The sequence below is a fragment of the Pseudomonas sp. NFACC14 genome, from assembly GCF_900106885.1.
Taxonomy (GTDB): Bacteria; Pseudomonadota; Gammaproteobacteria; order Pseudomonadales; family Pseudomonadaceae; genus Aquipseudomonas; species Aquipseudomonas fluorescens_AA.
The window spans coordinates 265,766-288,768 of the sequence record NZ_FNOA01000006.1 but is presented as its reverse complement, the minus strand read 5'-3'; the positions used below and the strand labels follow the sequence as shown (position 1 = coordinate 288,768).

18 protein-coding genes are annotated in these 23,003 nt (G+C 61.1%); 13 read left to right on the top strand and 5 right to left on the bottom strand.

The window, feature by feature from the left end; all coding sequences use genetic code 11:
- The first annotated feature begins 61 nt into the window (after positions 1 to 61).
- Positions 62 to 724: a response regulator gene (locus tag BLU85_RS12750; RefSeq protein ID WP_092199917.1), complete on the top strand. Its 663-nt coding sequence runs from the start codon at positions 62 to 64 to the stop codon at positions 722 to 724.
- Positions 721 to 2,145, top strand: a complete 1,425-nt coding sequence (locus BLU85_RS12745) for a sensor histidine kinase (RefSeq protein ID WP_092199914.1) — start codon at positions 721 to 723, stop codon at positions 2,143 to 2,145. The genes BLU85_RS12750 and BLU85_RS12745 overlap by 4 nt, the downstream gene beginning before the upstream one ends.
- Before the next feature lie 105 nt (positions 2,146 to 2,250).
- Here the strand turns inward: BLU85_RS12745 and BLU85_RS30525 are convergent, their stop codons facing one another.
- Positions 2,251 to 2,493, bottom strand: coding sequence for a sugar porter family MFS transporter (locus BLU85_RS30525; RefSeq protein ID WP_139207919.1), 243 nt, complete (start codon positions 2,491 to 2,493; stop codon positions 2,251 to 2,253).
- Positions 2,494 to 2,598: 105 nt separating this feature from the next.
- Here BLU85_RS30525 and BLU85_RS12740 point away from each other — a divergent pair, with 105 nt between their 5' ends.
- Positions 2,599 to 3,153 (top strand): DcrB/PsbP domain-containing protein, encoded by a 555-nt coding sequence (locus BLU85_RS12740; RefSeq protein ID WP_092199911.1) that lies wholly within the window; start codon positions 2,599 to 2,601, stop codon positions 3,151 to 3,153.
- Between the two features lie 116 nt (positions 3,154 to 3,269).
- On the opposite strand, the gene BLU85_RS12735 is transcribed toward BLU85_RS12740, so the two are convergent.
- Positions 3,270 to 4,184 (bottom strand): LysR family transcriptional regulator, encoded by a 915-nt coding sequence (locus BLU85_RS12735; protein ID WP_069970812.1) that lies wholly within the window; start codon positions 4,182 to 4,184, stop codon positions 3,270 to 3,272.
- Positions 4,185 to 4,441: 257 nt separating this feature from the next.
- On the opposite strand from BLU85_RS12735, the gene BLU85_RS12730 reads away from it, so the two are divergent.
- The 4 genes from BLU85_RS12730 to pgm all read left to right on the top strand — a co-directional run bounded on the left by BLU85_RS12730 (position 4,442) and on the right by pgm (position 10,864).
- The gene (locus tag BLU85_RS12730; RefSeq protein WP_092199908.1) at positions 4,442 to 5,467 is read left to right on the top strand and encodes a zinc-dependent alcohol dehydrogenase family protein; all 1,026 of its coding nucleotides are present in this window, start codon (positions 4,442 to 4,444) and stop codon (positions 5,465 to 5,467) included.
- A gap of 677 nt (positions 5,468 to 6,144) precedes the next feature.
- Positions 6,145 to 7,635 (top strand): hypothetical protein, encoded by a 1,491-nt coding sequence (locus BLU85_RS12725; RefSeq protein ID WP_092199905.1) that lies wholly within the window; start codon positions 6,145 to 6,147, stop codon positions 7,633 to 7,635.
- Positions 7,636 to 7,731: 96 nt separating this feature from the next.
- On the top strand, positions 7,732 to 9,126 hold the full coding sequence (locus BLU85_RS12720) for an aminotransferase-like domain-containing protein (protein WP_092199902.1): 1,395 nt from the start codon (positions 7,732 to 7,734) through the stop codon (positions 9,124 to 9,126).
- A gap of 91 nt (positions 9,127 to 9,217) precedes the next feature.
- A complete protein-coding gene (gene pgm / locus BLU85_RS12715) occupies positions 9,218 to 10,864 on the top strand; it encodes a phosphoglucomutase (alpha-D-glucose-1,6-bisphosphate-dependent) (RefSeq protein ID WP_092199899.1) in 1,647 nt (548 codons plus the stop codon).
- A gap of 72 nt (positions 10,865 to 10,936) precedes the next feature.
- On the opposite strand, the gene BLU85_RS12710 is transcribed toward pgm, so the two are convergent.
- Complete coding sequence (locus tag BLU85_RS12710; RefSeq protein WP_092199896.1) at positions 10,937 to 11,632, bottom strand: pirin family protein; 696 nt, start codon at positions 11,630 to 11,632, stop codon at positions 10,937 to 10,939.
- Between the two features lie 236 nt (positions 11,633 to 11,868).
- Between BLU85_RS12710 and BLU85_RS12705 the strand changes: the two genes are divergently transcribed.
- Positions 11,869 to 14,337 carry a UvrD-helicase domain-containing protein gene (locus tag BLU85_RS12705; protein ID WP_092199893.1) on the top strand — a complete coding sequence of 823 codons (2,469 nt, stop codon included), beginning with the start codon at positions 11,869 to 11,871 and terminating at the stop codon, positions 14,335 to 14,337.
- 111 nt (positions 14,338 to 14,448) lie between these two features.
- Here the strand turns inward: BLU85_RS12705 and BLU85_RS12700 are convergent, their stop codons facing one another.
- Positions 14,449 to 14,727, bottom strand: coding sequence for a DUF1652 domain-containing protein (locus tag BLU85_RS12700; protein ID WP_003201764.1), 279 nt, complete (start codon positions 14,725 to 14,727; stop codon positions 14,449 to 14,451).
- A gap of 193 nt (positions 14,728 to 14,920) precedes the next feature.
- Positions 14,921 to 16,384: an MFS transporter gene (locus BLU85_RS12695; protein WP_092199890.1), complete on the bottom strand. Its 1,464-nt coding sequence runs from the start codon at positions 16,382 to 16,384 to the stop codon at positions 14,921 to 14,923.
- A gap of 131 nt (positions 16,385 to 16,515) precedes the next feature.
- Between BLU85_RS12695 and BLU85_RS12690 the strand changes: the two genes are divergently transcribed.
- From BLU85_RS12690 to BLU85_RS12670, 5 genes are all read left to right on the top strand, one after another.
- Entirely contained in the window at positions 16,516 to 17,412 is an 897-nt protein-coding gene (locus tag BLU85_RS12690) for a LysR family transcriptional regulator (RefSeq protein WP_092199887.1), read from the top strand.
- A gap of 340 nt (positions 17,413 to 17,752) precedes the next feature.
- On the top strand, positions 17,753 to 19,207 hold the full coding sequence (locus tag BLU85_RS12685; protein WP_092199884.1) for a serralysin family metalloprotease: 1,455 nt from the start codon (positions 17,753 to 17,755) through the stop codon (positions 19,205 to 19,207).
- Positions 19,208 to 19,336: 129 nt separating this feature from the next.
- A complete protein-coding gene (locus tag BLU85_RS12680; protein WP_092200030.1) occupies positions 19,337 to 19,759 on the top strand; it encodes an AprI/Inh family metalloprotease inhibitor in 423 nt (140 codons plus the stop codon).
- Between the two features lie 130 nt (positions 19,760 to 19,889).
- Positions 19,890 to 21,668 carry a type I secretion system permease/ATPase gene (locus BLU85_RS12675; protein ID WP_092199881.1) on the top strand — a complete coding sequence of 593 codons (1,779 nt, stop codon included), beginning with the start codon at positions 19,890 to 19,892 and terminating at the stop codon, positions 21,666 to 21,668.
- Positions 21,665 to 22,999: an HlyD family type I secretion periplasmic adaptor subunit gene (locus BLU85_RS12670; RefSeq protein WP_092199878.1), complete on the top strand. Its 1,335-nt coding sequence runs from the start codon at positions 21,665 to 21,667 to the stop codon at positions 22,997 to 22,999. Before BLU85_RS12675 ends, BLU85_RS12670 begins: the two co-directional genes overlap by 4 nt.
- Positions 23,000 to 23,003: the final 4 nt, after the last annotated feature.

The window sequence follows — 23,003 nt, the reverse complement described above, 5'->3', positions numbered from 1 at the left end:
TGCCGGAATAGCCCCGGACAGAACCCGGCATGATGCCGCCGATTCCTAGAGAGATTTTGCGATGCGCCTACTCCTTGTCGAAGATGATCGTGCCCTCGGCCAGGGGATTCGCGTGGCATTGGGTGCCGAAGGCTACACCCTTGACTGGCTGCAGGATGGCCTGGGCGCATTGCATGCCTTGCGCAGCGAAAGCTTCGATCTGCTGCTGCTCGACCTCGGCCTGCCACGCCTGGATGGCCTTGATCTGTTGCAGCAATTGCGTGCCGAGCAACACGACCTGCCAGTGCTTATCCTCACCGCACGCGACGGCACCGCCGAGCGTATCGCCGGGTTGGATGCGGGCGCTGACGATTACCTGGTCAAACCGTTCGACGTGGAAGAACTCAAGGCCCGCGTGCGTGCGTTACTGCGCCGCAGCCAGGGCCGCGCACAACCGCTATTGGAGCATGCTGGCGTCAGCCTCGACCCAGCCACCCAGCAGGTTAGGTACCAGGACGAGGAGGTCGTCGTCACACCGATGGAATACCAATTGCTGCACCAGTTGATGGTGCGCCCCGGCAAAGTGGTGACTCGCGAGCGGCTATCGCGGGCGTTGTACGGCTGGCAGGACCGCGTCGAGAGCAATACCCTCGAAGTGCTGATCCATAACCTGCGCAAAAAAATTTCCACCGAACTGATCCGTACCGTGCGTGGTGTCGGCTACGTGCTGGCGCTCAAACCATGATTTCTGTCCGCGCGCGCATCCTCGTCCCGGTGCTGGTGCTGATCCTGCTGGGCGACGCCCTGATCAGCTGGCTGGTCTTGCGCGACAGCCACCACGAAATCGAAGAGGTCTACGACGCGCAACTCGCTCAAAGTGCCCGCCTGCTGCAAGGCGTGCTGCACCAACGCGCCCCCGGCGAGGCCGACTGGGACCGTCTCTACCAAGCCTTCGACCAGGCCATGAGCCGTGTCGGCGCAGACGGCGTAGCCCATCCCTACGAAACCCGCCTGACCTTTCAGGTTTGGCGCACCGATGGCCAACTGCTGGTGCGCTCCGCCGAAGCACCGATCCTCGAGGCGCCGCCCGTCACCCTTGGCTCCCACGACCTGGTGTACAACGGCAACGACTGGTGTGCCTTCCTCCTGGCTGACCCACAGCAGGGCCTGTTGATATGGGTGGGCGAGCGCGACGACATTCGCCAGGACCTTATCCAGCGCATCGTTCGCCACACGCTGTGGCCCACACTGATCGGTGTGCCGCTGCTGGCATTATTGATCTGGCTGGTCATCGGCTGGGGCCTCGCCCCCCTGCGTGCCATGGCCCGTTCTATCCGCGGGCGCACCACCGATTCCTTGCAGCCGTTGCACCTCAAGCCGCTGCCGAGCGACCTGGAACCCATGCAAACCGCGCTCAACCGCCTGTTGAAGCAGGTAGATGATCTATTGGAGCGCGAGCGCCGCTTCATCGCCGACGCCGCCCACGAACTGCGTACACCCTTGGCAATCCTGCGCATCCACGCCCAGAACGCGCAAAGCGCCGTCACCGAAGAACAGCGGCGCGAGGCATTGGATTTCCTGGTCAACGGCGTCGACCGCGCCACCCGTATAGGCAGCCAACTGCTCACCATGGCCCGCATCGAACCGCAACTGAACAACCCCCTGTATCAGCGCGTGCAACTCACCGAACTGGTTCGCGAAGAACTGGCCGAACTCACACCACTGGCCATGGAAAAGGGCGTGGAGTTGGTACTGGAATGTGATGAAGAGTGTTGGGTGGAAACCGAGCCGGTAGCGTTAGCCATTGCCATGCAGAACCTGGTGACCAATGCCCTCAACTTTTCTTCCTCAGGCAGCGAGGTGACTGTCGTGGTGCGTAAGGACGAGGGGGGCGTGGCCCGCTTGCGGGTGGAAGACGCCGGGCCGGGAATAGAAGAAGGCGAGCTTGGAAGATTGTTCGAGCGATTTTACAGCCGGGGCAATGCCAATGGCGCGGGGTTGGGATTGGCCATCGTACAGATGATTACTTGTAAAATCGGTTGCACCCTGCACATTTACAATCGAACAAGCGGGGGGGTATGTGCAGAACTCGGCCTGAACCAGGCCAGCCGCCCCTACAACGTTCTCGCAAATTCGAATAACGCATCTGTCACCATGACAACGTAGGTGAACTCCGATCATGTCAGCACAGGCCATCTGATGTGTGTTGGCGTGCGTGGAACGAAATAGGGACGCGGAGGAACGGCAGTTGAGGGGAGACTTCATCCTCGCCTAACCATACAACCGCTGTTCAATCTCTTCGAGGGTGCTGCCTCGTGTCTCCGGTACCCATACCGCGACGAAGGTCGGAGATAGAAGTCCTGCCCCCACGAACACAAAGAAGGTTTCGCCGACTTGAAGTTTTGCTCGGGGGCGTCCGTAGCTGAAATCAGGAATATAGGGGGCCGAGTCCAGTGTAGGTAATACTTGTTTGCGGGGCAGGGCCAGCAATGTAATCAGCGTATTGGAATGCATTGACCATAGCCCGCAGAATCCTGGGCAAGTGAGCAGGCAAGTAAGCTAGGCTGTTCGCACGACAGGCCGTCGGTATTCGACAGCCTGAAAATAAAGGCGCTATCAATGTCGAAGCATTTGCTGTTGGGCTGGACCCGTTCCTTGTGCGTGCTTGCTGCCTTGAGCGGCGGGGCCACCATGGCAGTTGCTGCCCCGCCTGAAAAAACCGCTACGGCGGAATCGGACATCCAATCGGTGTCCCTGGCAGGCGGCAAGCTGGAGTTCATGTTGAAAGGCGTCGAGGCCCGTACCTTGAACAGCGAGAACGGCGGCACGATGTACTTCGATCCGAAAAGCGAGCAGGCCATCATCGTTACCGAAGGACCGGCGCCGACTGCGGGCACCACCCCGGACGCTGCGTTTCCCCTTGCCGTGGATACCTTGAAGGAAAAGCAGCAAGCCGCGTCACCCAACTTTCGCATGACTGGCGAGAAGACCATTCAGGTGAACGGCTTGAAGATGTACCGCCTGGACGGCACCGACGATTTCAACGGCCTGAAACTACTGATGGCCTCGTTGATGACGATGAACGATCAGAAGATCACCATCATCGAAGTGATGTCCAGCGAAAACGACCCGGCCGGCCATACCGCTGCGTTGAAGAACATTCTGGGCAAGTAAACCGCAGGTTTCCAGATAGTCAGCCACATCGCGGCGCGCGCCGCGGGCAATAGTGGACCGAAATTAACAATAACTGATTGTTATAAAACAGGTTTATGGAATTTACTGGAACTTCATTACAAGCTATCGGGGTCCCCAAAGAACATCTGAATCCGCGAACGCAACCAGCGCTCCCCAGGATCATTGTCCTGAGAACCCCGCCAGGCCATATGCAGTTCGAAGCTGCGCACCGGTATGGGTGGGTCTTCGGCGCGTACGCCACCGGCGGCGGTCAGCGCGTCGGCGGTGTAGTCGGGCACGGTGGCGATGATGTCGGTGCCCGACAGCAGGGTGCTCAAGCCGTTGAATTGCGGCACGGCCAACACCACATGGCGCTTGCGGTCGAGTTTCGCCAGCTCTTCGTCGATGAAACCGCTCAAGTCACCGGCGAAGGAGACCAGGGCGTGGGGGCGGGCGCAGAACTCGTCCAGGGTCAGTCGCCCCGGCGCGGTGTCGGCCCGTAGTACTTTGGGCAGGCTGCGCCGCAGGACCTTGCGCTTGGCGTTGGCCGGGAGGTCGTCGGTGTAGCTGACGCCGATGGAGATTTCACCGGACGCCAGCAGGCCCGGCATCAGGATGTAGTTGACCCGGCGCACCACCAGCACAATGCCCGGCGCTTCGGCCCGCAGGCGTTTGAGCAGCATGGGCAGCAGGGCGAATTCGGCGTCGTCCGACAGGCCGATGCGAAACACCGAGGTGCTGGTGGCCGGGTCGAATTCCGCGGCGCGGCTGACTGCCGTGGAAATCGAATCCAGGGCCGGAGAGAGCAGGGCGAAGATCTCGACCGCCCGCGCCGATGGTTCCATGCTACGGCCGGTGCGCACGAACAGTGGGTCATCGAACAGGCTGCGCAGGCGCGACAGCGCGGCACTGATGGCTGGCTGGCCAAGAAATAGCTTCTCGGCCGCGCGAGTCACGCTGCGCTCATGCATCAATGTTTCGAATACGATCAACAGGTTCAGATCGACACGCCGCAGGTCATTACGATTCATCTGGGGTCCTGGCAGATTCGGTAAGCTTGACGTGAACGGCCATATGGGAACAATGGCCGGCATGAATCTTACGGGGAAAGGCTGGTACTCTGCACCGGCTAATTGAGTTTTCTCAGGTTAAGTCCTACAGGAGTGGTTGGTTTTTCTTGCTGCGGAATCAATGACAGGCATGTCGACTATTAATAGCCACTGATGGTCTTGGCCACAAAGCCCGGATAGAGTTCGTGGCATTAGAGGTTACTTTGACGAGGTTTGCGATGTCCCGCACGATCCGTTTTCACAAGTTTGGTGGTGCCGAGGTGCTCAAATGCGAAGAGCATGCGGCGGCTCTTCCTGCGCCAGGAGAAGTGCAGGTCCGCGTCGAAGCGATCGGCATCAGTTGGTACGACACCTTGTGGCGCCAGAACCTGGCGTCCTCCCAGGCACGCCTGCCTTCGGGCCTGGGCCATGAGATGGCCGGCGTGGTCACGGCCGTCGGCGACGGCATCGATGACTTGGCCGTGGGCGACAAGGTTGCCAGTTTTCCGGCCGAAAGCCCGAACGATTATCCGGTGTACGGTGAAGTCATCGTGCTGCCCCGCACCGCGCTGACCCGTTATCCCGACGTGCTCAGCCCGATCGAAGCCGCCGTGCATTACACGCCGCTGCTGATCGCCTATTTCGCCTACATGGACCTGGCGCGGGTCAAACCGGGGCAATTCGCCCTGGTCACCGATGCCAGTCATTGTGCCGGCCCGTCCTTTGTCCAGTTGGGCAAGGCCTTGGGAGTGCGGGTGATTGCGGCCACCAAGACAGCTGACGAGCGTGAATATCTGCTGTCGCTGGGCGCCGAGAAAGTCATCGTCACCGAAGAGCAGGACTTGCTGATGCAAATCAACAAGCTCACCGACAGCCGTGGCGTCGACGTGGTATTCGACGGCCTTGGCGGGCCGCAGATGTCGCTATTGGGCGATGTGCTGGCACCCCGTGGCAGCCTGGTGTTGTATGGCTTGCAGGGCGGCAACCAGACGCCGTTCCCGGCCTGCGCGGCGTTCCAGAAGAACATTCAGTTCTTCGTGCACTGCATCGGCAACTTTACCGGCAAACCGGAACTGGGCATCCTCCAGGACCACGTGGCGCTGCAGCGAGCATTGCGTGATATCAACCAACTGACCGCCGATCGCGTGCTGTTGCCACTCAAGACTCGGGTCTTCCCGTTCTCCGAGTTTGTCGAAGCGCACCGGTACATGGGTGAATGCCCTTGCCGTGAGCGCGTTGCCCTTCAGGTCGTCGACCCCGCCTGATAGCTGTCTTGCGCAAGAGTCATCGCCGGGCTCTTGCGCTGCCTCCGGTTCGATCCCTATCCCTCCTTTCCCACGCACTGGCGCCTGACGGCGGTGCGTTCGTGCCTCGCAAGGCCCCTCAAGCAACCTGTCCCGGTTCTCTTGAAGCAGAAACGGTTTACCGGTTAACAATCTGAACTGGTTTTTGCCCTCAATCTGTATCTTCTAATCATTATTTAAGTCCTGATAATTGAACGCTGATTTCCATATCAAGGAAGAAGTCGTGGTGCGGTGTAACTTTTTCGAAGGCTTTCATCCTTCAAGGCGCATTCAAGGTACAGCGAACGTTAATTGGCACGGGGCTATCTATCGATCCCGGAGAAAACAGGGTGAGGTACAAGGTAAAATAAAGTTCGGTAAGTTCCTTATTTCTCGTACTCATTGTCTGTGGGACGTTGTCGGAATTCTCCTAGGACGTGCCACCAGCCCGGCAAGGCCCCGTATTTTCAAGGGTTGCAGCGACGGCGCCCAGGAGCATGGGATGACTTTTCGCGTATGTATCAAATAATGACGACAAGCAACGCTTGGGCGTATTGCTAATACTCTTTGAGTACTAGAACGATTCATTCAGACCAACACGTCGCGCGGTCACGTTGGTGCGGGTGCGGCGCCGATAGTTGAATTTCAGGTAAATGGCTATGAGTGCAATTCATGAGCAGGCAATGACTCACGTATATCAACAGATACTGCAACGATTGTTGGGTTTTTATTCCCGGGCCGAACGGACCGCGTTGCAGCTTTTGATCCAGCGCTTGATTGTCGCCGCCGGAGGCATCGATCGGATTGGCGATTATCGTGTGTTGACGGTCCAGAACGGGAGCCGGGAGAGCTTTTATGTACTGACCGCCTTGCGGGCCGCCCAGTTGAGCATCGCCGGCCGGCATCCGGTGACCTTCGCCTTGCGCGTCGCCACGCCGCGCTTGAGCGAGACCACCCAGGCGATGCTGGAGAACATCCACCGCTGCTACAGCGCACTGTTTGTCTACGACGATCCCCGGGTCGAATTGCTGATGGCCGATAACCGCGAGGTGTTGCCGTTCAATCACCGCCAGCCCTTGTCGGTGGCGGGGCACGAGGCCAATCGCATGGACCTGCTGGCCTTGGGGCACCTTCGCTCGGTCGACAGTCCCCTGGAAATCGGGAGCGACGGTTACCTGGCGATGGCCGAATTCTATCGGCACATGGCCCGCTGGGAGTCTGGCGTGGATTCGATGGTCAGCAGCGATACGCCGCGCCAGCAAAAACAGTTCATTTCAGGCCTGCGTCGCGCGGCCCGAAAAATCGGTCTGCCGACCGACAATATCGGTTGTTTCGACAGCCTCTTCGCGCACCTCGATACCTTGAGCAGCGACCTCTACGAGCATTTCTATGGTCCCGAGCGCCTTGGCGCCTGGAAGCCCGAGGGGCATTTCGAGGCCTGCCGGCGGATGAGCCACATCGGCATCGACGACCTGATCGTCGACCGCCTGGAGGGCACCAACTGGCCGCTTTTCAACGAATTCCTGCGGGTGCAGACCGACGGCCTCATGCCCTCGGCGATTGAAAACGAATACCTCAGCCCATTGCTGTCGGCCCATTTGCATGGCCTGCAGGCCTGCTACGTGCAAGGGCGCAGCTACGAAACGGGATACAGCGACTACGTACAGCGGGCGATCATGATCATGCATCGCAAGCAACTGCCAGAACACGCCTGCGAGCAGGCTCGGGCGTTGTTCGGCTCGCCTTCGGCGATTCCCGAGCGCCGCGCCTACGCCGCCCTCGAAGCGCAAAAGGTCCTGGGGCTCAGCGAAACGCAACTGGTGTGCATGCTGTTCGCGCCATTCGTGGGGCAGGGCGCGGGCCTGGAACACTTCCTGCGCTGTTGCCACCCCGGCATGCTGGTGGCGATGCCGGATCTGCACAAGGCCATGCAGGGCGCGGCGGTCGCCGATCAGATCGCGCAATGGATGATCGACGTCAGTGGCCTGCCCATCGATATCCTTGGCAAGCTGTACCGGGCGAGCGTCACGGTACCGGAACAACCGGAAGCGGTTCCGGAAGCTGATCTGCAGCAGGCCCTCGACGACGTTGACACCGAAGAAGCCGGGCAGGCCGCCGACGAGTCGCACGAACGCTCGGCAAGGCACTGAGGAACGAGGTTTGATGGATTCGTCTACCTCGTCCCTGGTCGTGATGCCCGGCGTTGCGGCCTGGCCGACTGCAACCTTTTCGCCTGGTGTGATTCCATGAAAGGTTGCCGGGAGACAGACTTCGCCTACCAGGCGGTTTATCGCTACCTGACCACGTTGATCAACGAACTGGAGGTGGATGCGCGGGTGCGCCTGCCTTCGCTGCGGCAATTGGCCGAGCGTCTGAATGTGTCGATATCGACCATCCAGTACGCTTATTCGTTGCTGGAGAAGGAGGGGCGGGTCTACTCGATCGCCAAGTCCGGCTATTACGCGCTGCCGGCGCCCAGCATGACGACCCTGGAGGGCGGGGACGATTTGCTCGAGAGCCTGTACGTCAATGCCCGGCGGCCCGGCATGCTGGTGCTCAGCGCGGACGAGCCGGCGTCGATGCAGCCGTTGGACAGCCCGATGCTGTTGCTTGAGCGCGAGCTGCTGCGCCAGTACCCACGTTCCTCGCAGACGCCCTCGCAACCCTGGGGCGAGCTGGAACTGCGCACGGCGCTGGCGGCCCGCTACACCTCTTCGCCGGCCCGTTGCTGGAATGCCGATGACGTCTACATCGGTGCCGATCTGCAGGGCGTGCTGGAGATCCTGATCGCCGTGCTTGCACTCAGGGGCGCCACAGTGCTGATCGAGTCGCCCTGCGACTGGGCGGTGTTGCGCCTGCTGCAGGCAGCCGACATCAAGGTCATTGAGCTGCCTCTGGCCGGCGAGGGGATCGACATCGAGCAGTTGGAGCAGTTGCTGGAGAGCGAAGCGGTACGCCTGGTGGTGCTGTCCTCAGTCCTGAACATGCCAACGGGTTCGCTGGTTCCTGAAGAGAACCGTCGTGCCATCGCCCAATTGCTGGAACGGCATGGCACGTGGGTGCTGGAGAACGACAGTCATACCGACCTGGCGTTCGAGGCCGGGACGACACCTTTTCGGGACTTGCTCGACCCGGACCGGTTGATCGTCTATTCCACGTTCGAGAAGACCATCGGCCCAGAGGCGCCATATGGCTACGTGTTGTCGCGCCAGATGACCCTGCACCTGCAACGACATTTCCTGCTGCGGGCGTTTCGTCTGTCGCCGATTCGCCAGAAAGCCATCGCCCGGCTGTACAGCAACGGTCGGATTGACCAGCATTTGCTGGTGTTGCGGCGCCTGCTGCGCGAAAGCGCGGTTTCGACCGCACAATTGTTGCGCGAGCGGCTGGGCGATAGCCTGCAATGGACGGAACCCCAAGGTGGCGCGACGATCTGGATGCGCTCGACGCGACGGGTTGATTTACGGCGGGTTTTCCATCGGCTGCTGGCCCAGCGAATCGTCATCGCACCGGGGGAGTTGTTCAGCCTTCATGGCCTGTATGGGCAACATATGCGCCTGACCCATGCGCTCAATGGGCCCCAGGACCTGGATGCCGCACTCTGCGCGCTGGCTGACGCCCTGAGGCTCGAACAAGCGTAATTGGCGGCGATGGATCGAACCCGTCGCGCCATGGTCGAACTGTCAGTAAACTGCACCCCATTTCCCGAGCCACTCCACTCAGAGGTTTTGCATGACAGTCAGTCCATTTGCGGGCAAGCCGGCACCGGCAGAGTTGTTGATCGATATCCCGCGACTGGTGACGGCCTACTACACCGGCCGACCCGATGCCTCGGTTGCGACCCAGCGCGTGGCTTTTGGCACCTCCGGCCACCGTGGCAGCTCCTTCGACTTGGGCTTTAACGAGTGGCACGTGTTGGCCATCAGCCAGGCGATCTGCCTGTACCGCGAAGCCCAGGGCATCAACGGGCCGTTGTTCGTCGGTATCGATACCCATGCGCTGTCGACCCCGGCGGGCGCCAGCGCGCTGGAAGTCTTCGCGGCCAACGGTGTGACCGTCATGATCGCCGAGGGGGATGAATACACCCCGACGCCGGCGGTTTCCCACGCCATTCTCTGCTACAACCGTGGCCGCACCTCGGGCCTGGCGGACGGTATCGTCATCACGCCGTCCCACAACCCACCGCAAAGTGGCGGCTACAAGTACAACCCTACCAACGGCGGTCCGGCCGATACCCATATCACCAAGTGGATCGAAGCCAAGGCCAACGAACTGCTGGCCAACCAGCTCGTCGGCGTCAAGCGAGTCAGCTACGAGCAGGCCCTGAAAGCCGATACCACCCACCGTCACGACTATGTCAACACTTACGTGGCGGACCTGGTCAATGTCATCGATTTCGATGCCATCCGCACCGCCGGGTTGCACCTGGGCGTCGATCCGCTGGGCGGCGCGGGCGTGCGCTACTGGCCGGCCATTGCCGAGCATTACCGCCTGGACCTGGACGTGGTGAACACCCACGTGGATTCCACCTTCCGCTTCATGACCGTCGACTGGGATGGGCAGATCCGCATGGACCCATCCTCCAGCCACGCCATGCAAGGGTTGATTGGCCTGAAGGAGCGTTTCGACGTGGCCTTCGCCTGCGACCCGGACCATGACCGCCATGGCATCGTGACGCCGTCCGGCGGCCTGTTGGCGCCGAACAATTACCTGGCGGTGTCCATCGACTACCTGTTCCAGAATCGCCCGCAATGGCGTGCCGATGCCGGCGTGGGCAAGACGGTGGTCAGCAGCGGCCTGATCGATCGCGTCGCCAAGCGCCTGGGGCGCCGTCTCTATGAAGTGCCGGTAGGCTTCAAGTGGTTTGCCGACGGCCTGTTCGATGGTTCCCTGGGCTTTGGCGGTGAAGAAAGCGCCGGTGCTTCGTTCTTGCGCAAGGACGGCGGCGTCTGGAGCACCGACAAGGACGGCCTGATTCCGGCGTTGTTGGCGGCTGAAATGACGGCGCGCACCGGTCGCGACCCGAGCCAGGCCTACCGCGCCTTGACCGACGAACTGGGTGAACCGTTCTCGGTACGCGTCGATGCCAAGGCCAACCCGCAACAGAAGGCACTGCTGAGCAAGCTGTCGCCAGATCAGGTGACCTCTACCGAACTGGCGGGGGAGAAGATCCAGAGCATCCTCAGCCATGCACCGGGTAATGACCAGGCCATCGGTGGCCTGAAGGTCATGACCGAAAACGGCTGGTTCGCGGCGCGTCCGTCCGGCACCGAGGATATCTACAAGATCTACGCCGAAAGCTTCATTGGCGATGCGCACCTCAAGCAACTGGTGGCCGAGGCGCAAACGTTGGTGGATGGGGCGATCACCAGCAAGTGATACCTGTGATGTGAGCTTGTGGCGAGGGAGCTTGCTCCCGCGCCACAAGAGCAGCAGTGCAGCGATGCGGGGTTAGGCGAGGTCCACGAGCACGATTTCGCTGTCATCGATCGCGGTCACCCGCAATATCCGTTCATCTTCAATCGCAACGCCGTCTCGAGCTTGTGCACGCAACCCATTGATTTCTATCAATCCTGTCGCTGGCACAAGATACGCTCGTCTTCCGGTGTCCAGCCGGTATTCCGCACTTTCACCCGCCTTGAGATTGGCCGCCACCAGGCGCGCGTCGGCGCGAATGCGCAGGCTCTGGTCGTCGCCGGCCTTGCCACTGGCCAAGGTCACGAAGCCTTCGCGCGAGTCCTTGGGAAACGGTTTGGCGCCCCACGACGGTGCCAGACCTTCTTCATTGGGAATGATCCATATCTGGAAAATGCGTGTGGCCGTCGATTCCAGGTTGTACTCGCTATGGGCGATCCCGGTGCCCGCGCTCATGACTTGTACGTCGCCAGCCTCCGTACGGCCCTTGTTGCCCAGGTTGTCCTGGTGGCTGATCGCGCCTTCGCGCACATAGGTGATGATTTCCATATCCCGGTGCGGGTGCTGGGGAAAACCGCTGCCGGGGGCGATGACATCGTCGTTCCAGACGCGCAGGTTGCCCCAGTGCATGCGTTGCGGGTCGTAATACTCGGCGAACGAAAAATGGTGGTGGGCATCCAGCCAGCCGTGGTTGGCGGCGCCCAAAGTGGCGAAGGGCCTGAGTTCGAGCATGTTGGTGTCCTTTTCGCTGGGAGCGAAAGCAATGGTTGATGGCGCTATTCTCGCGAAGGAAATCATCGACAAAAAGCGTAAAAAACGCGTCAAACCTATCGACTAACCAGATATGAAATCGTGAGCCAACTTTCACTTCATCGCCTAAACCCATGACTTAAAAGCTTTTGGGTGGAACCTGTCAGCAAATACAGACACCATAGCCGGCATGGTTCATGAACACCGGAGTCCCCAGCGTGTCGCAACACACTCCCGATCTTCCCCCCGAGCTCCTGCCCCTGGCCCAGATGCCCTTGCTCAAGCGCCTGGCCGCCCGACTCTTCGGCCATGGCCTGACGCGTCTGCGCGCCCAGCACCGAGCCTCCTGGTTGCACGGCCAGGCCGACGGCTTCCGCAGTGGTCATACCGCCGGTTTCGACTATGGCTACAAGGAAGGCCGGGCCGAAGGGCTCGAGGAGGGCCGCCAGGTCCTGTTGATCCGTGATTCGCGCAGCACAAAGCATCCGGCACCGCAGGTGGATGATTTACTGTTCGATGACTGGCGCCTGCCGCTGACCACCGAGCTGAAGAAACGTATCAAGGCTGACGTCGCCCGATTGTTGCCGGCCCATGCACAACCGAGTGCCGCGCAATGGAAGATGATTTTCAGCGACACGCCGTCTACCTCGGTGGTCGCCGGGGCGGGTGCGGGCAAGTCGACGACCCTGGTGCTGCGGATCGTGTTGCTGTCCCACTACCTGGGCTTCGAACTGGACTCAATGACCGTGGTGACGTTTACCCGGGAATCGCGCAAGGACTTCATTCAGAAATTGATCGAAGTGTTTGCCCTGTGGGGGCGAACCGTCAGCCTCAAGCAAGCGCGTGATTTGGTGCGCACCTTCCATTCGCGTATCTTGCCCATGGTTCGCAGCCTGCCCGGGTTCGAGCGGCTCCAGGCCTTCGAGACCCTGAGTCATCGCGCCGAAGCGGACGACGACGCCCAAGGCAATCCCTTTGAATTGCGCATCAACGATGTCCAACGTCAGCAACTCAACGCCTGTTACTACAACCTTTACCAGCGGGACGCGCGTTTCCGTGAGCTGATCCAGCCGTTGTCCCGCCATGCCCTGCAACTCAAGGAGCTGGAGCGCGATCACCCGGATGTGCAAAAACGGGTGGCCGTGACCGAATTGGCGGCCCAGCGCGACGAAGAGTTGTGCGATGCCGTCGAAGACCTGTGGTTTCGCGCCGGTGCCTGGCCAATCAAGGGGATCGAGCCAAAGCGACAAACGTTCGAAATCAATGGTTCGACATTCCACTGCCATGGCTACGCGCCCTCACTGGATGCCTGGGTGATGCTGGGTTTCGATCCGCGGGAAGACGCCCGGCTCAGTCGTCCGGGCGCCAAGCTGAGTATCCGTGCGGAGTGGGCGGTAAAGCGCACCTTGTTTCAAGCTTTCTGCCATAAACCACTGATATGGCTTGAAAGTTACGAGGCATCAAAGCGTGTGGTGGCATCCATGGCCAGCGACGCCAGTGCCGGCCCCGGGTTCGACTATAAGGTCAAGGGTGAACTGGGTTCGGCGCCATTGTTGGACTGTTTTGTCGCGGCGGCGGGCTTTATCGAGAACCTTGGCCTGGACGTCCCGGACGCCGTGGGCCGGATGTCCTTTGCCCAGGATGACCCCGATCGGTATTTCTTCGAGGCGCTGAGCCGTTACTGGCGGGCATTCGAAGACCATTTGCTCGATCAATCGCCGCCGATCATGACCTATAACCGTATGTTCGCGCTGTTCAGCGAACACTCGCCGGAAAACTTCAAGTTGCTGGCCGATGCCTTGCTCAGGCCGCTTTCGCACCTGATGATCGACGAGTTCCAGGACGTATCGCCGCAGATCGTCTCCTGGCTTCGCGCCAGCCTTCGGGAGGTCCGCAGCCGTGGTCCTGCGCTGCACGTGGGGCGCGGTGCCCAACGTTCTTCCTTGTTGTGTGTCGGGGACGACTGGCAATCGATCTATGGCTGGCGCGGCAGTTCACCGAGCTACTTCATGGCATTCAACAAGCAATTCCCGTCACCGGCGACAACTCGGGTGATGCTCACCGACAACTACCGCAGCCACCAGCACATCATCGACGCGGCCGAGCACATCGTGCGCGCCGCTGCGGCTATCCCAGGCAAAAAAGCCAAGGCCAGCGGCGCGCCCCGATCGCTGAGCCCGGTCAATGTGCTGGATCGAGACGACGAAGGGTTGGCCCAGCGACTGGATGAGCACTATCGCAAAGGCGATTCCATCTTGATGCTGTATCGAAAAAGTAGCGATAAGATACTGATAGAAAAGCATATTCAGCCAACAGTTAATGTCGATTCTAACTTGCCGTACGACGCCCGACGGCTCAGGCAAATGACCTACCACAGCGCCAAAGGGCTCCAGGCGGATGCGGTGTTCTTGTTGGGCGACTGCCAGCACCTGAGCAGTTCGCCCTACAAGAACCAGGTCTATCGAATGGCCGGGCTAGGTCGGGATGGAGATGCCGAACCCTACGACACGGCGCAAAAAGACGAAATCCTGCGCCTGGCGTATGTGGGCATCACGCGCGCGGTGCAGCACTGTTACTGGTACGTCGATGGCCAGGACGGCCAGGCGGTCAACGCGCCTAAGGCATCGGATCGTATTGCGGCGGACAAGCCCTTTTTCGCTGACCATCGCCGTGCCCGCAAAGGATGAAGCAAACAGAAACACCGAGTGGCGGGGCAAAAGCGTACGGCAGGCCATAAAAAAACGGCGCCTTCCCTGGAGAGAAAGGCGCCGCTTTCAAATGGTAAGCACTGTTCCCTGTCAGGAAGCGAACCGCCGCAACCCTACCGGTGGCACAAACGCTTCCAGCTCGGCCTCCACGGCCTCGATTATTCGTTCCACATCCGGCGCATTCATTACCGTCGCGCAGGGGATCCCCGCAATGGCGATCATCGTCTCGCCGCTGGCACGGTCAAACAACCGGGCAACCATACTGCCAGGCGCATCCATGCTCGCCTCGAATCCCATGGGATGGAAGTGCCAGCGCATCAACTGGCAAGCGTTGGGGAACGTAACCTTGCTGAAAGATCCTTTATTCATGTGTTGCCCGCCTTCTTCAATCGAGCGCTTCCTTTTGCTCATGTCAGGAAGGAAGAGCCATCATGGCTCTACCAGTGAGAACTAAAAATAGCACCTGAAAATGAACCTCATGTGGATTTTTTCAGTCCGTTTTGCGATTGGTTCACTTTTTTTGATTTGGATCACGACTTAAGCGGTGATGCTCAGAATGCCATCACACCTGGCCGGGCGTGTCCTCGACTTCGTCCAACCGCTCTGGCACGCGGCATTTCAAGGCAATGACCACGGCCAGGACCGCCATCGCCAAGGCGGCGGCGAAGGTGGTGTGCAGTCCGTTCGTCACGGCCTCGGGGCTGGCGTGGGTGATGCCATTCGTCGCCGCTGCGCTCGCAAACACCGCGCCGAGCACGCAGGCTCCAGTGAAGAAACCCAGGTTGCGCGACAGGTTGAGCAGCCCGGCGATGACGCCTCGCCTTTGAGCGGCCACATCGGCCATGACGGCCGTGTTGTTGGCGGTCTGGAAAAACGCATAGCCCAGGGTCGTCACCACGATGGCGCTGATGTAGCCGGCGCTGCCAAGGGCAGGGGGAACCAGTGACAGCATCAGGCAGCCGAGGGCCATGGTCGCCAGGCCGGCGAACCGCATGGGTTGCACACCGAACCGACCCGCCAGGCGTCCGGCAGGCACCCCGGCCAGTGCCGCGACGGCCGGCCCTGTCGCCAGCGCCAACCCGACGAAGGTCGCTGGTAGCCCAAGGGTAATGGATAAGTAAAAAGGCCCGACCAGCAGCGTCGCCATCATGATCGTTGCGACCAGGGCGCTCGTCGCCAGGCCCGAGACCAATGACTTGTCGCGAAACACGGCCAAGGGAATCAGCGGCGACACGGCCCGGGACTGGACCCGAACGAACAGCGCGCCGCCCACGAGCGCGGCCAGTAGCAGTGCAATGTTCAACCCGCCAAAGCTCCCGCGCCCGACGGTCATGGCCAAGGCATAGGCGGCGAGCGTCAACGCCAAGAACACCGTGCCGGTGATATCGAAGCGAATCGTTTGCGCCTTCGGCGGCACTTGCCGCACCGGTAGCGAGTACCACGCCAGCCATAACGTCAGCAGGCCGAGGGGGATGTTGACCAGGAACAAGGCCTGCCAGCCGACCCCACTGATCAGCAGCCCGCCAAAGGACGGCCCGAGGGCCGTGCCCACCGCCGACAGCGTTGCCAGCAGCCCCATGGCGCTGGCGGTTTTTTCCTGGACGACTGTTTCGCCGACCAAGGCCAGGGTCAACGTCATCATGACAGCGGCCCCCAGGCCTTGCAGCGCCCGACCTGCAATCAGCAGCCAGAGCGAGGGGGCGAGGCCGCAAAGCAGCGAGGCCAAGGTGAACAAGGCGATGCCGACCAACAGCAGCTTGCGACGGCCCATCAGGTCACCCAAGCGGCCGACGCTGACAATCAGCGTGGTCATGGCGAGCAGATAGGCCAGCACCACCCATTGGACCTGATGGAAGGAGGTATCGAGGGCCTGGGCCAGCGTCGGCAGCGCCACGGCGGCCACACTGGCGCCCAGGGAGGCCAACAGCGTCGAGAGTGCAAGGCTGGCCAGGGCCCAACGAGGTGAAGAGAACCGGCTCGCGGGTGTGGTTGCCGGCCGGCTGGGTTGCGTGTGGATGGGTTTCATCGTCTCACCTGTATCCGTGGCGCTCGAAATGGCGCTGTCAGAACGTTACAACCCGGCATAACATGGCGGAAGACGCAGCGTTTGCAGGTTATAGCTGCGCCAGACGCCATCTATTGAATCGAGACTTCTCCATGCCTTCGCCTGATCTCAATCTACTCGTCACCCTCGATGTGCTGCTCTCGGAAGGCAGTGTGGCCCGCGCCGCCCGGCGGCTGCGGCTCAGCCCGTCGGCCATGAGCCGGGCACTGGCGCGGTTGCGGGAAACCACCGGTGACCCGCTGCTGGTTCGGGCCGGGCGAGGGTTGGTGCCGACACCCCGTGCGCTGGAGTTGCGTGAACAGGTCAGTCAGTTGGTGCAGCAGGCCCAGGCGGTACTTCGCCCGGTGACGACGCCGGATCTCGGGCGCTTGAGCCGTACCTTCACGCTGCGCACCCGCGAGGGGTTCGTGGAAAACTTTGCCATCGACCTGATCGCCCGTATTCACGAGCAAGCGCCGGGCGTGCGGTTGCGCTTCATGGAAAAGACTGACCGGGACAGCACGGCGCTTCGCGAAGGCACCGTAGATCTGGAGACCGCTGTCGTGGACAAGGACACCAGCCCGGAGTTGCGAACCCAGGCGCTGTTCAGCGACCGTTTGATTGGCGTGGTGCGCATGGGTCACCCACTGGGCCACGCGACGGTGAGCGCCGCCGGCTATGCGGCGGGTGGGCATGTCGGGGTCTCGATGCGTGGGTTGGACCATGGCCTTATCGACCAGGCCCTGGCGGCGCTGAACCTGTCCCGGGAAATCGTCACCACCGTGCCAGGTTTTTCCTCGGCGCTGGGGCTGGTCCGCGCCAGCGACCTGATCGCCAGCGTGCCTGAGCGCTACACCACCAGCCTGCGGGTCGGTCTGCACAGTTTCGCGTTGCCGTTCCCGGTGCCTGGGTTCACGATCGCCATGCTCTGGCATCCGCGAATGGACGCCGACCCCGTGCATCGCTGGTTTCGAGGCTGTTTGCGGGAAGTGTGCGCAAGTAAAGCGTAGAGGCTTAGTAGATATTCATTAATAGCACTTCGCTGGCATTTAGTTGGTGAAAGTGCGACGTCGTCCGCAAATGGCTAGTTATCGCTATTTAATATTTAAATAGAGTTTTGTCCGACAATCTGCAACTCGGGCAGTTGAGTGCGCGCACTAGCGAGGCAGAAACCTATTGTTTATGGGCGTTAAGGGGCAGGGCGTGAAATTGAACGAAAAAAATGACTAGACGTTTGATTTCCAATTGTGTCAGGTTTCTTGCGTCCTCATTGGGCGAGTGATAGGACGATCTCGCCAGAGATCGCCTGTCTGACTAAATTGTTCCATTTGCAAACAAGGAAGTGTGTTTATGTCGAAAGTCAAAAACAGCGCTATCGATTCTGCCGAACAACTGCTCTGGGCGCCGCAACTGGCGGCTCCCAGTAATGCGTTCAACCAGATCAATAGCTTCAGCCACCAATACGACCGCGGCGGTAACCTGACCGTCAACGGTAAACCGTCGTACTCCGTCGACGAGGCGGCCGCGCAGTTGCTGCGTGACGGCGCGGCTTACCAGGACCGGGACGGCAGCGGCAAGATCGAGCTGACCTATACCTTCCTGACGTCTGCCTCTTCCAGCACCATGAACAAACATGGGATCAGCGGTTTCAGCCAGTTCAGCGCCCAGCAGAAAGGCCAGGCCGCCCTGGCGATGCAATCCTGGGCGGACGTGGCCAATGTCACCTTCACCGAGAAAGCCAGCGGTGGCGATGCCCACATGACCTTCGGCAACTACAGCGGCGGCCAGGATGGCGCGGCGGCATTCGCTTATCTGCCGGGGACCGGCGCCGGTTATGACGGGACGTCCTGGTATTTGATCAACAGCAGCTACACCCAGAACAAGACCCCGGACCTGAACAACTACGGTCGCCAGACCCTGACCCACGAAATCGGTCACACCCTCGGCCTGGCCCACCCGGGTGACTACAACGCCGGCGAAGGCAGCCCGACCTACGATGACGCCACCTATGGCCAGGACACCCGTGGCTACAGCGTCATGAGCTACTGGAGCGAAAGCAATACCAACCAGAACTTCAGCAAGGGCGGCGTCGAAGCCTATGCCTCGGGTCCGCTGATGGATGACATCGCGGCCATCCAGAAACTCTACGGCGCCAACACCTCGACCCGTACCGGCGACTCGACCTACGGTTTCAACTCCAACACCGGGCGCGATTTTCTCAGTGCCGCTTCGTCGTCGGACAAAGTGGTGTTTTCGGTATGGGACGCGGGCGGCCGCGATACCCTGGATTTCTCCGGGTTCACCCAGAACCAGAAGATCAACCTCAATGATGCCTCGTTCTCTGACGTGGGTGGCATGGTGGGTAACGTGTCCATCGCCAAGGGCGCCGTCATCGAAAATGCCATCGGCGGCTCGGGCAGCGACCTGTTGATCGGCAACTCGGTGGCCAACGAGCTCAAGGGCGGTGCCGGCAACGATATCCTGTGGGGCGCCGGTGGTGCGGACAAGCTCTGGGGTGGCTCGGGTTCGGACACCTTCGTGTTCGCCGCCAGTTCCGATTCGCGGCCGGGGGCAACCGACCAGATCCTCGATTTCGTCAGCGGCCTGGACAAGATCGACCTGACCGGCATCACCAAGGGCGCGGGCCTGCATTTCGTCAACGCCTTCACCGGTGCGGCGGGCGATGCGGTGCTATCGACATCAGGTGGCAACAGCCTGCTGTCGGTGGACTTCTCCGGGCACGGCGTGGCTGACTTCCTGGTCAGCACCGTTGGCCAGGCGGCGGCCTCGGATATCGTGGCGTAATGCTGAACCCCCTGTAGGAACTGCCGTAGGCTGCGATCTTTCAAGTGGTAGGAGAAAGATCGCAGCCTCGCTTCGCTCGACAGCGCCTGCAGGACCCCGGCCAGGATCAAGCGAATGCGTAGAAAATCGATGCCCTGTAGCGTTCAGGCAACCGCCGGGTTGCTCGCTACGCTGATGATGTTTTGTGGAGAAGTCGCCATGGCGCGCAGCCTGTTGTTAGCAGAACCCTCGCAGTTGGCCGGTCAATGGCTGGCTGTTTTGTCGAGCCCGCAGGACACCGCGCAAAGCCAGGCGATACAGGACAAACCGTCCAACACTTGCCTTGTCGAGCTCAAGGCGGACCAGACCCTCGGTGGGCAAACCGAGTGCCTGGGGCACTGGTTGGGGGATGAGCCGGTTCATTGGTTTACCGAGCCCGACGGGCTTTCCCTGATCGGCAAGCAAGACTCCAGGACGCATCTGGGGTTGCGCCAGGAACATCATTATCAAATGACCCTTAAGTCCGGTTTGATACTTAGGCTTGAACGGAATAAGTCTCAGAGCGCTCATTAACGAGTTCGTACAGTTGAAACACGCTTGTTCAAACGGGCGTGCGTGTCGGTGTGGACCGAATAAAGAATCAAAGATTGGTCAGTTGAACTAACGGCCAGTTCGCTGGCAAAGCCAACAACAAGGAAGGTTCATGAACAAGGCAAGGAGCGCTGCCTCGGCGCCGCTGTTTAAAGCGCTGGGCGATTATAAAAGTATTCTGATCAGTGTCGGTTGTTTTACCGCGCTGATTAACGTCCTGATGCTCGCGCCTTCGATTTATATGCTGCAAGTGTATGACCGCGGGCTGTCATCACAGAACGAAACCACCCTGGTGATGTTGTCGTTGATGGTGGTGGGTTTCTTTGTGTTCATCGGGCTGCTGGAAATGGTGCGCAGCTTCGTGGTCATCCGCATCGGCAGCCAGTTGGAAAGACGCTTCAACCTTCAGGTGTACCGGGCCGCGTTCGAGCGCAATCTGCGCCAGGGTGAAGGCAACGCCGGGCAATCCCTGGGCGACCTCACGCATATTCGCCAATTCCTCACCGGCCCGGCGCTGTTCGCGTTCTTCGACGCGCCCTGGTTTCCCGTCTATCTGCTGGTGATCTACCTGTTCAACGTGTGGCTCGGCGTGTTCGCCTCCGTCGGCACGCTGTTGTTGATCGGCTTGGCGTGCCTGAACGAGGCCATGACCAAGAAAGCCTTGGGGCAGGCCAGCGTCTACTCGCAACAGTCCAGCCAATTGGCCACCAGCCATTTGCACAACGCCGAAACGATCCAGGCCATGGGCATGCTCGCGGCGCTGCGCAGCCGCTGGTTTGCCGTGCACTCACGCTTTCTCGGCCTGCAAAACCAGGCCAGCGATACCGGCGCGGTGATCAGTTCCCTGAGCAAGACCCTGCGCCTGTGCCTGCAATCACTGGTGCTGGGCCTGGGCGCATTGCTGGTGATCAAGGGCGACATGACCGCCGGGATGATGATTGCCGGGTCGATCCTGATGGGACGGGTGTTGAGCCCCATCGACCAATTGATTGCCGTGTGGAAGCAGTGGAGCGGCGCCAAGTTGGCTTACCGCCGTCTCGATGCGCTGTTGCAGGCGTTTGCGCCCCAGGACGACGGCATGACACTGCCAGCGCCCAAGGGCCAAGTGAGCTTTGAACACGTTAGCGCCGGCCCACCGGGGCAACGCAACGCGACACTGCAGCAGGTCAGCTTCAGCCTGGCCGCCGGGGACGTACTGGGCGTGCTGGGGGCGTCCGGTTCCGGCAAGTCCACCCTGGCCCGGGTATTGGTGGGCGTGTGGCCGACCCTCGCCGGGACGGTGCGCCTCGACGGGGCTGACATTCATCGCTGGAATCGCGACCAGCTCGGCCCACACATCGGCTATCTGCCCCAAGACATCGAACTGTTCAGCGGCAGCATCGCCGAGAACATCGCCCGGTTTCGCGAGGCCGATCCGCAGAAAGTCGTCGCCGCCGCGCAACAGGCCGGGGTTCATGAGCTGATTCTGCGCCTGCCCCAGGGCTATGACACGGTGCTGGGGGAGGACGGCGGCGGTTTGTCCGGCGGGCAGAAGCAACGGGTTGCGCTGGCCCGGGCGATGTACGACCGACCGAGCCTGGTGGTGCTCGATGAGCCCAACTCCAATCTCGACACGGTTGGCGAAGCCGCGCTCGCCGGTGCCATTGCGCAGATGAAGGCCCAGGGCACCAGCGTCGTGCTGGTGACCCATCGCTCCTCGGCGCTGGCCCAGGCCGACAAACTGCTGGTGCTCAACGAAGGCCGGCTCCAGGCTTTCGGGCCTAGCCAGGAAGTACTGCGGGCGCTGTCCGGCCAATCGGAGACACCACAACGGGACCGTCCCCAGGCAACCCCCAACGGGCTGAGCATGAGTCGCCAGTACCAAGCTGCCAGCAAACCGGGTGGCGCATGAGCAAGGAATGCCAGATGAACCTCGAACAGGCTCAAGACGTTGAACGCCCGGAGCGCGACGCCCGTTTCTTCACCCGTATGGGCTGGGTGCTGGCGCTGGTGGGTGCCGGCAGTTTTTTCACCTGGGCCAGCCTGGCGCCGTTGGACCAAGGCATCCCCGTGCAAGGCACCGTGGTGGTTTCAGGCAAGCGCAAGGCCGTGCAATCGATGAGCAGCGGCGTGGTCAGCCGGATCCTGGTGCGCGAAGGCGAGGCGGTGAAGCAGGGCCAGCCGCTGTTCCGCCTGGACCAGACCCAAGCCGCCGCCGATGTGCAATCGCTGCAGGCGCAGTACCGGATGACCTGGGCCAGCCTGGCGCGCTGGCAAAGCGAGCGAGACAACCTGTTGCAGGTGAGTTTCCCGGCTGAGCTGAGTCGCGATCCCGATCCACGCCTGGCCCTGGTGCTCGAAGGCCAGCGGCAACTGTTCAGCAGTCGCCGCGAAGCCTTCGCCCGGGAGCAGGCGGGGTTGCGTGCCAGCATCGAGGGCGCCACGGCGCAATTGGCCGGCATGCGTCGGGCCCGCGGCGACTTGACTGCCCAGGCCGAATCCCTGCGTCTGCAACTGGGCAACCTGCAGCCCTTGGCGGACAACGGCTACATCCCGCGCAACCGCCTGCTGGACTATCAGCGACAGTTGTCGCAGGTGCAGCAGGAACTGGCGCAGAACAGCGGCGAAAGCGGGCGGGTGGAGCAGGGGATCGTCGAGTCGCGCCTGAAGTTGCAGCAGCACAACGAGGAATACCAGAAAGAAGTGCGCAGTCAGTTGGCCGACGCCCAACTCAAGAGCGAAACCCTGCAACAGCAACTGAAATCCGCGGGGTTCGAGTTGCAACACAGCGAAATCCTCGCCACCGCCGACGGCATCGCCGTGAACCTGGGCGTGCACACCGAAGGCGCAGTGGTGCGCCAGGGCGACACCTTGCTGGAAATCGTCCCCCAGGGCACGCGGCTGGAGGTGGAAGGGCACCTGCCGGTGCACCTGATCGACAAGGTCGGCCCGCATTTGCCGGTGGACATCCTGTTTACCGCTTTCAACCAGAACCGTACGCCGCGGGTGCCGGGGGAAGTCAGCCTGATTTCCGCCGACCAGATGCTCGATGAGAAGACCGGCGCGCCGTATTACGTGCTGCGCAGCAGCGTCAGCGACGTGGCGATGGACAAGCTCAACGGTCTGGTGATCAAACCCGGCATGCCGGCCGAAATGTTCGTGCGGACCGGCGAACGCTCGTTGCTCAACTACCTGTTCAAACCGCTGCTCGACCGAGCCGGCTCTGCGTTGACCGAAGAATAAGGAT

Excerpts from the sequence above, each read along its gene's own strand:
- BLU85_RS30525 (WP_139207919.1), bottom strand. The coding sequence starts at position 2,493 with ATGCATTCCAATACGCTGATTACATTGCTGGCCCTGCCCCGCAAACAA.
- BLU85_RS12745 (WP_092199914.1), top strand. The coding sequence starts at position 721 with ATGATTTCTGTCCGCGCGCGCATCCTCGTCCCGGTGCTGGTGCTGATC.
- BLU85_RS12675 (WP_092199881.1), top strand. The coding sequence starts at position 19,890 with ATGAACAAGGCAAGGAGCGCTGCCTCGGCGCCGCTGTTTAAAGCGCTG.
- pgm (WP_092199899.1), top strand. The coding sequence starts at position 9,218 with ATGACAGTCAGTCCATTTGCGGGCAAGCCGGCACCGGCAGAGTTGTTG.
- BLU85_RS12750 (WP_092199917.1), top strand. The coding sequence starts at position 62 with ATGCGCCTACTCCTTGTCGAAGATGATCGTGCCCTCGGCCAGGGGATT.
- BLU85_RS12725 (WP_092199905.1), top strand. The coding sequence starts at position 6,145 with ATGAGTGCAATTCATGAGCAGGCAATGACTCACGTATATCAACAGATA.
- BLU85_RS12740 (WP_092199911.1), top strand. The coding sequence starts at position 2,599 with ATGTCGAAGCATTTGCTGTTGGGCTGGACCCGTTCCTTGTGCGTGCTT.
- BLU85_RS12690 (WP_092199887.1), top strand. The coding sequence starts at position 16,516 with ATGCCTTCGCCTGATCTCAATCTACTCGTCACCCTCGATGTGCTGCTC.
- BLU85_RS12700 (WP_003201764.1), bottom strand. The coding sequence starts at position 14,727 with ATGAATAAAGGATCTTTCAGCAAGGTTACGTTCCCCAACGCTTGCCAG.
- BLU85_RS12670 (WP_092199878.1), top strand. The coding sequence starts at position 21,665 with ATGAGCAAGGAATGCCAGATGAACCTCGAACAGGCTCAAGACGTTGAA.
- BLU85_RS12680 (WP_092200030.1), top strand. The coding sequence starts at position 19,337 with ATGCCCTGTAGCGTTCAGGCAACCGCCGGGTTGCTCGCTACGCTGATG.
- BLU85_RS12710 (WP_092199896.1), bottom strand. The coding sequence starts at position 11,632 with ATGCTCGAACTCAGGCCCTTCGCCACTTTGGGCGCCGCCAACCACGGC.
- BLU85_RS12695 (WP_092199890.1), bottom strand. The coding sequence starts at position 16,384 with ATGAAACCCATCCACACGCAACCCAGCCGGCCGGCAACCACACCCGCG.
- BLU85_RS12730 (WP_092199908.1), top strand. The coding sequence starts at position 4,442 with ATGTCCCGCACGATCCGTTTTCACAAGTTTGGTGGTGCCGAGGTGCTC.
- BLU85_RS12735 (WP_069970812.1), bottom strand. The coding sequence starts at position 4,184 with ATGAATCGTAATGACCTGCGGCGTGTCGATCTGAACCTGTTGATCGTA.
- BLU85_RS12720 (WP_092199902.1), top strand. The coding sequence starts at position 7,732 with ATGAAAGGTTGCCGGGAGACAGACTTCGCCTACCAGGCGGTTTATCGC.
- BLU85_RS12685 (WP_092199884.1), top strand. The coding sequence starts at position 17,753 with ATGTCGAAAGTCAAAAACAGCGCTATCGATTCTGCCGAACAACTGCTC.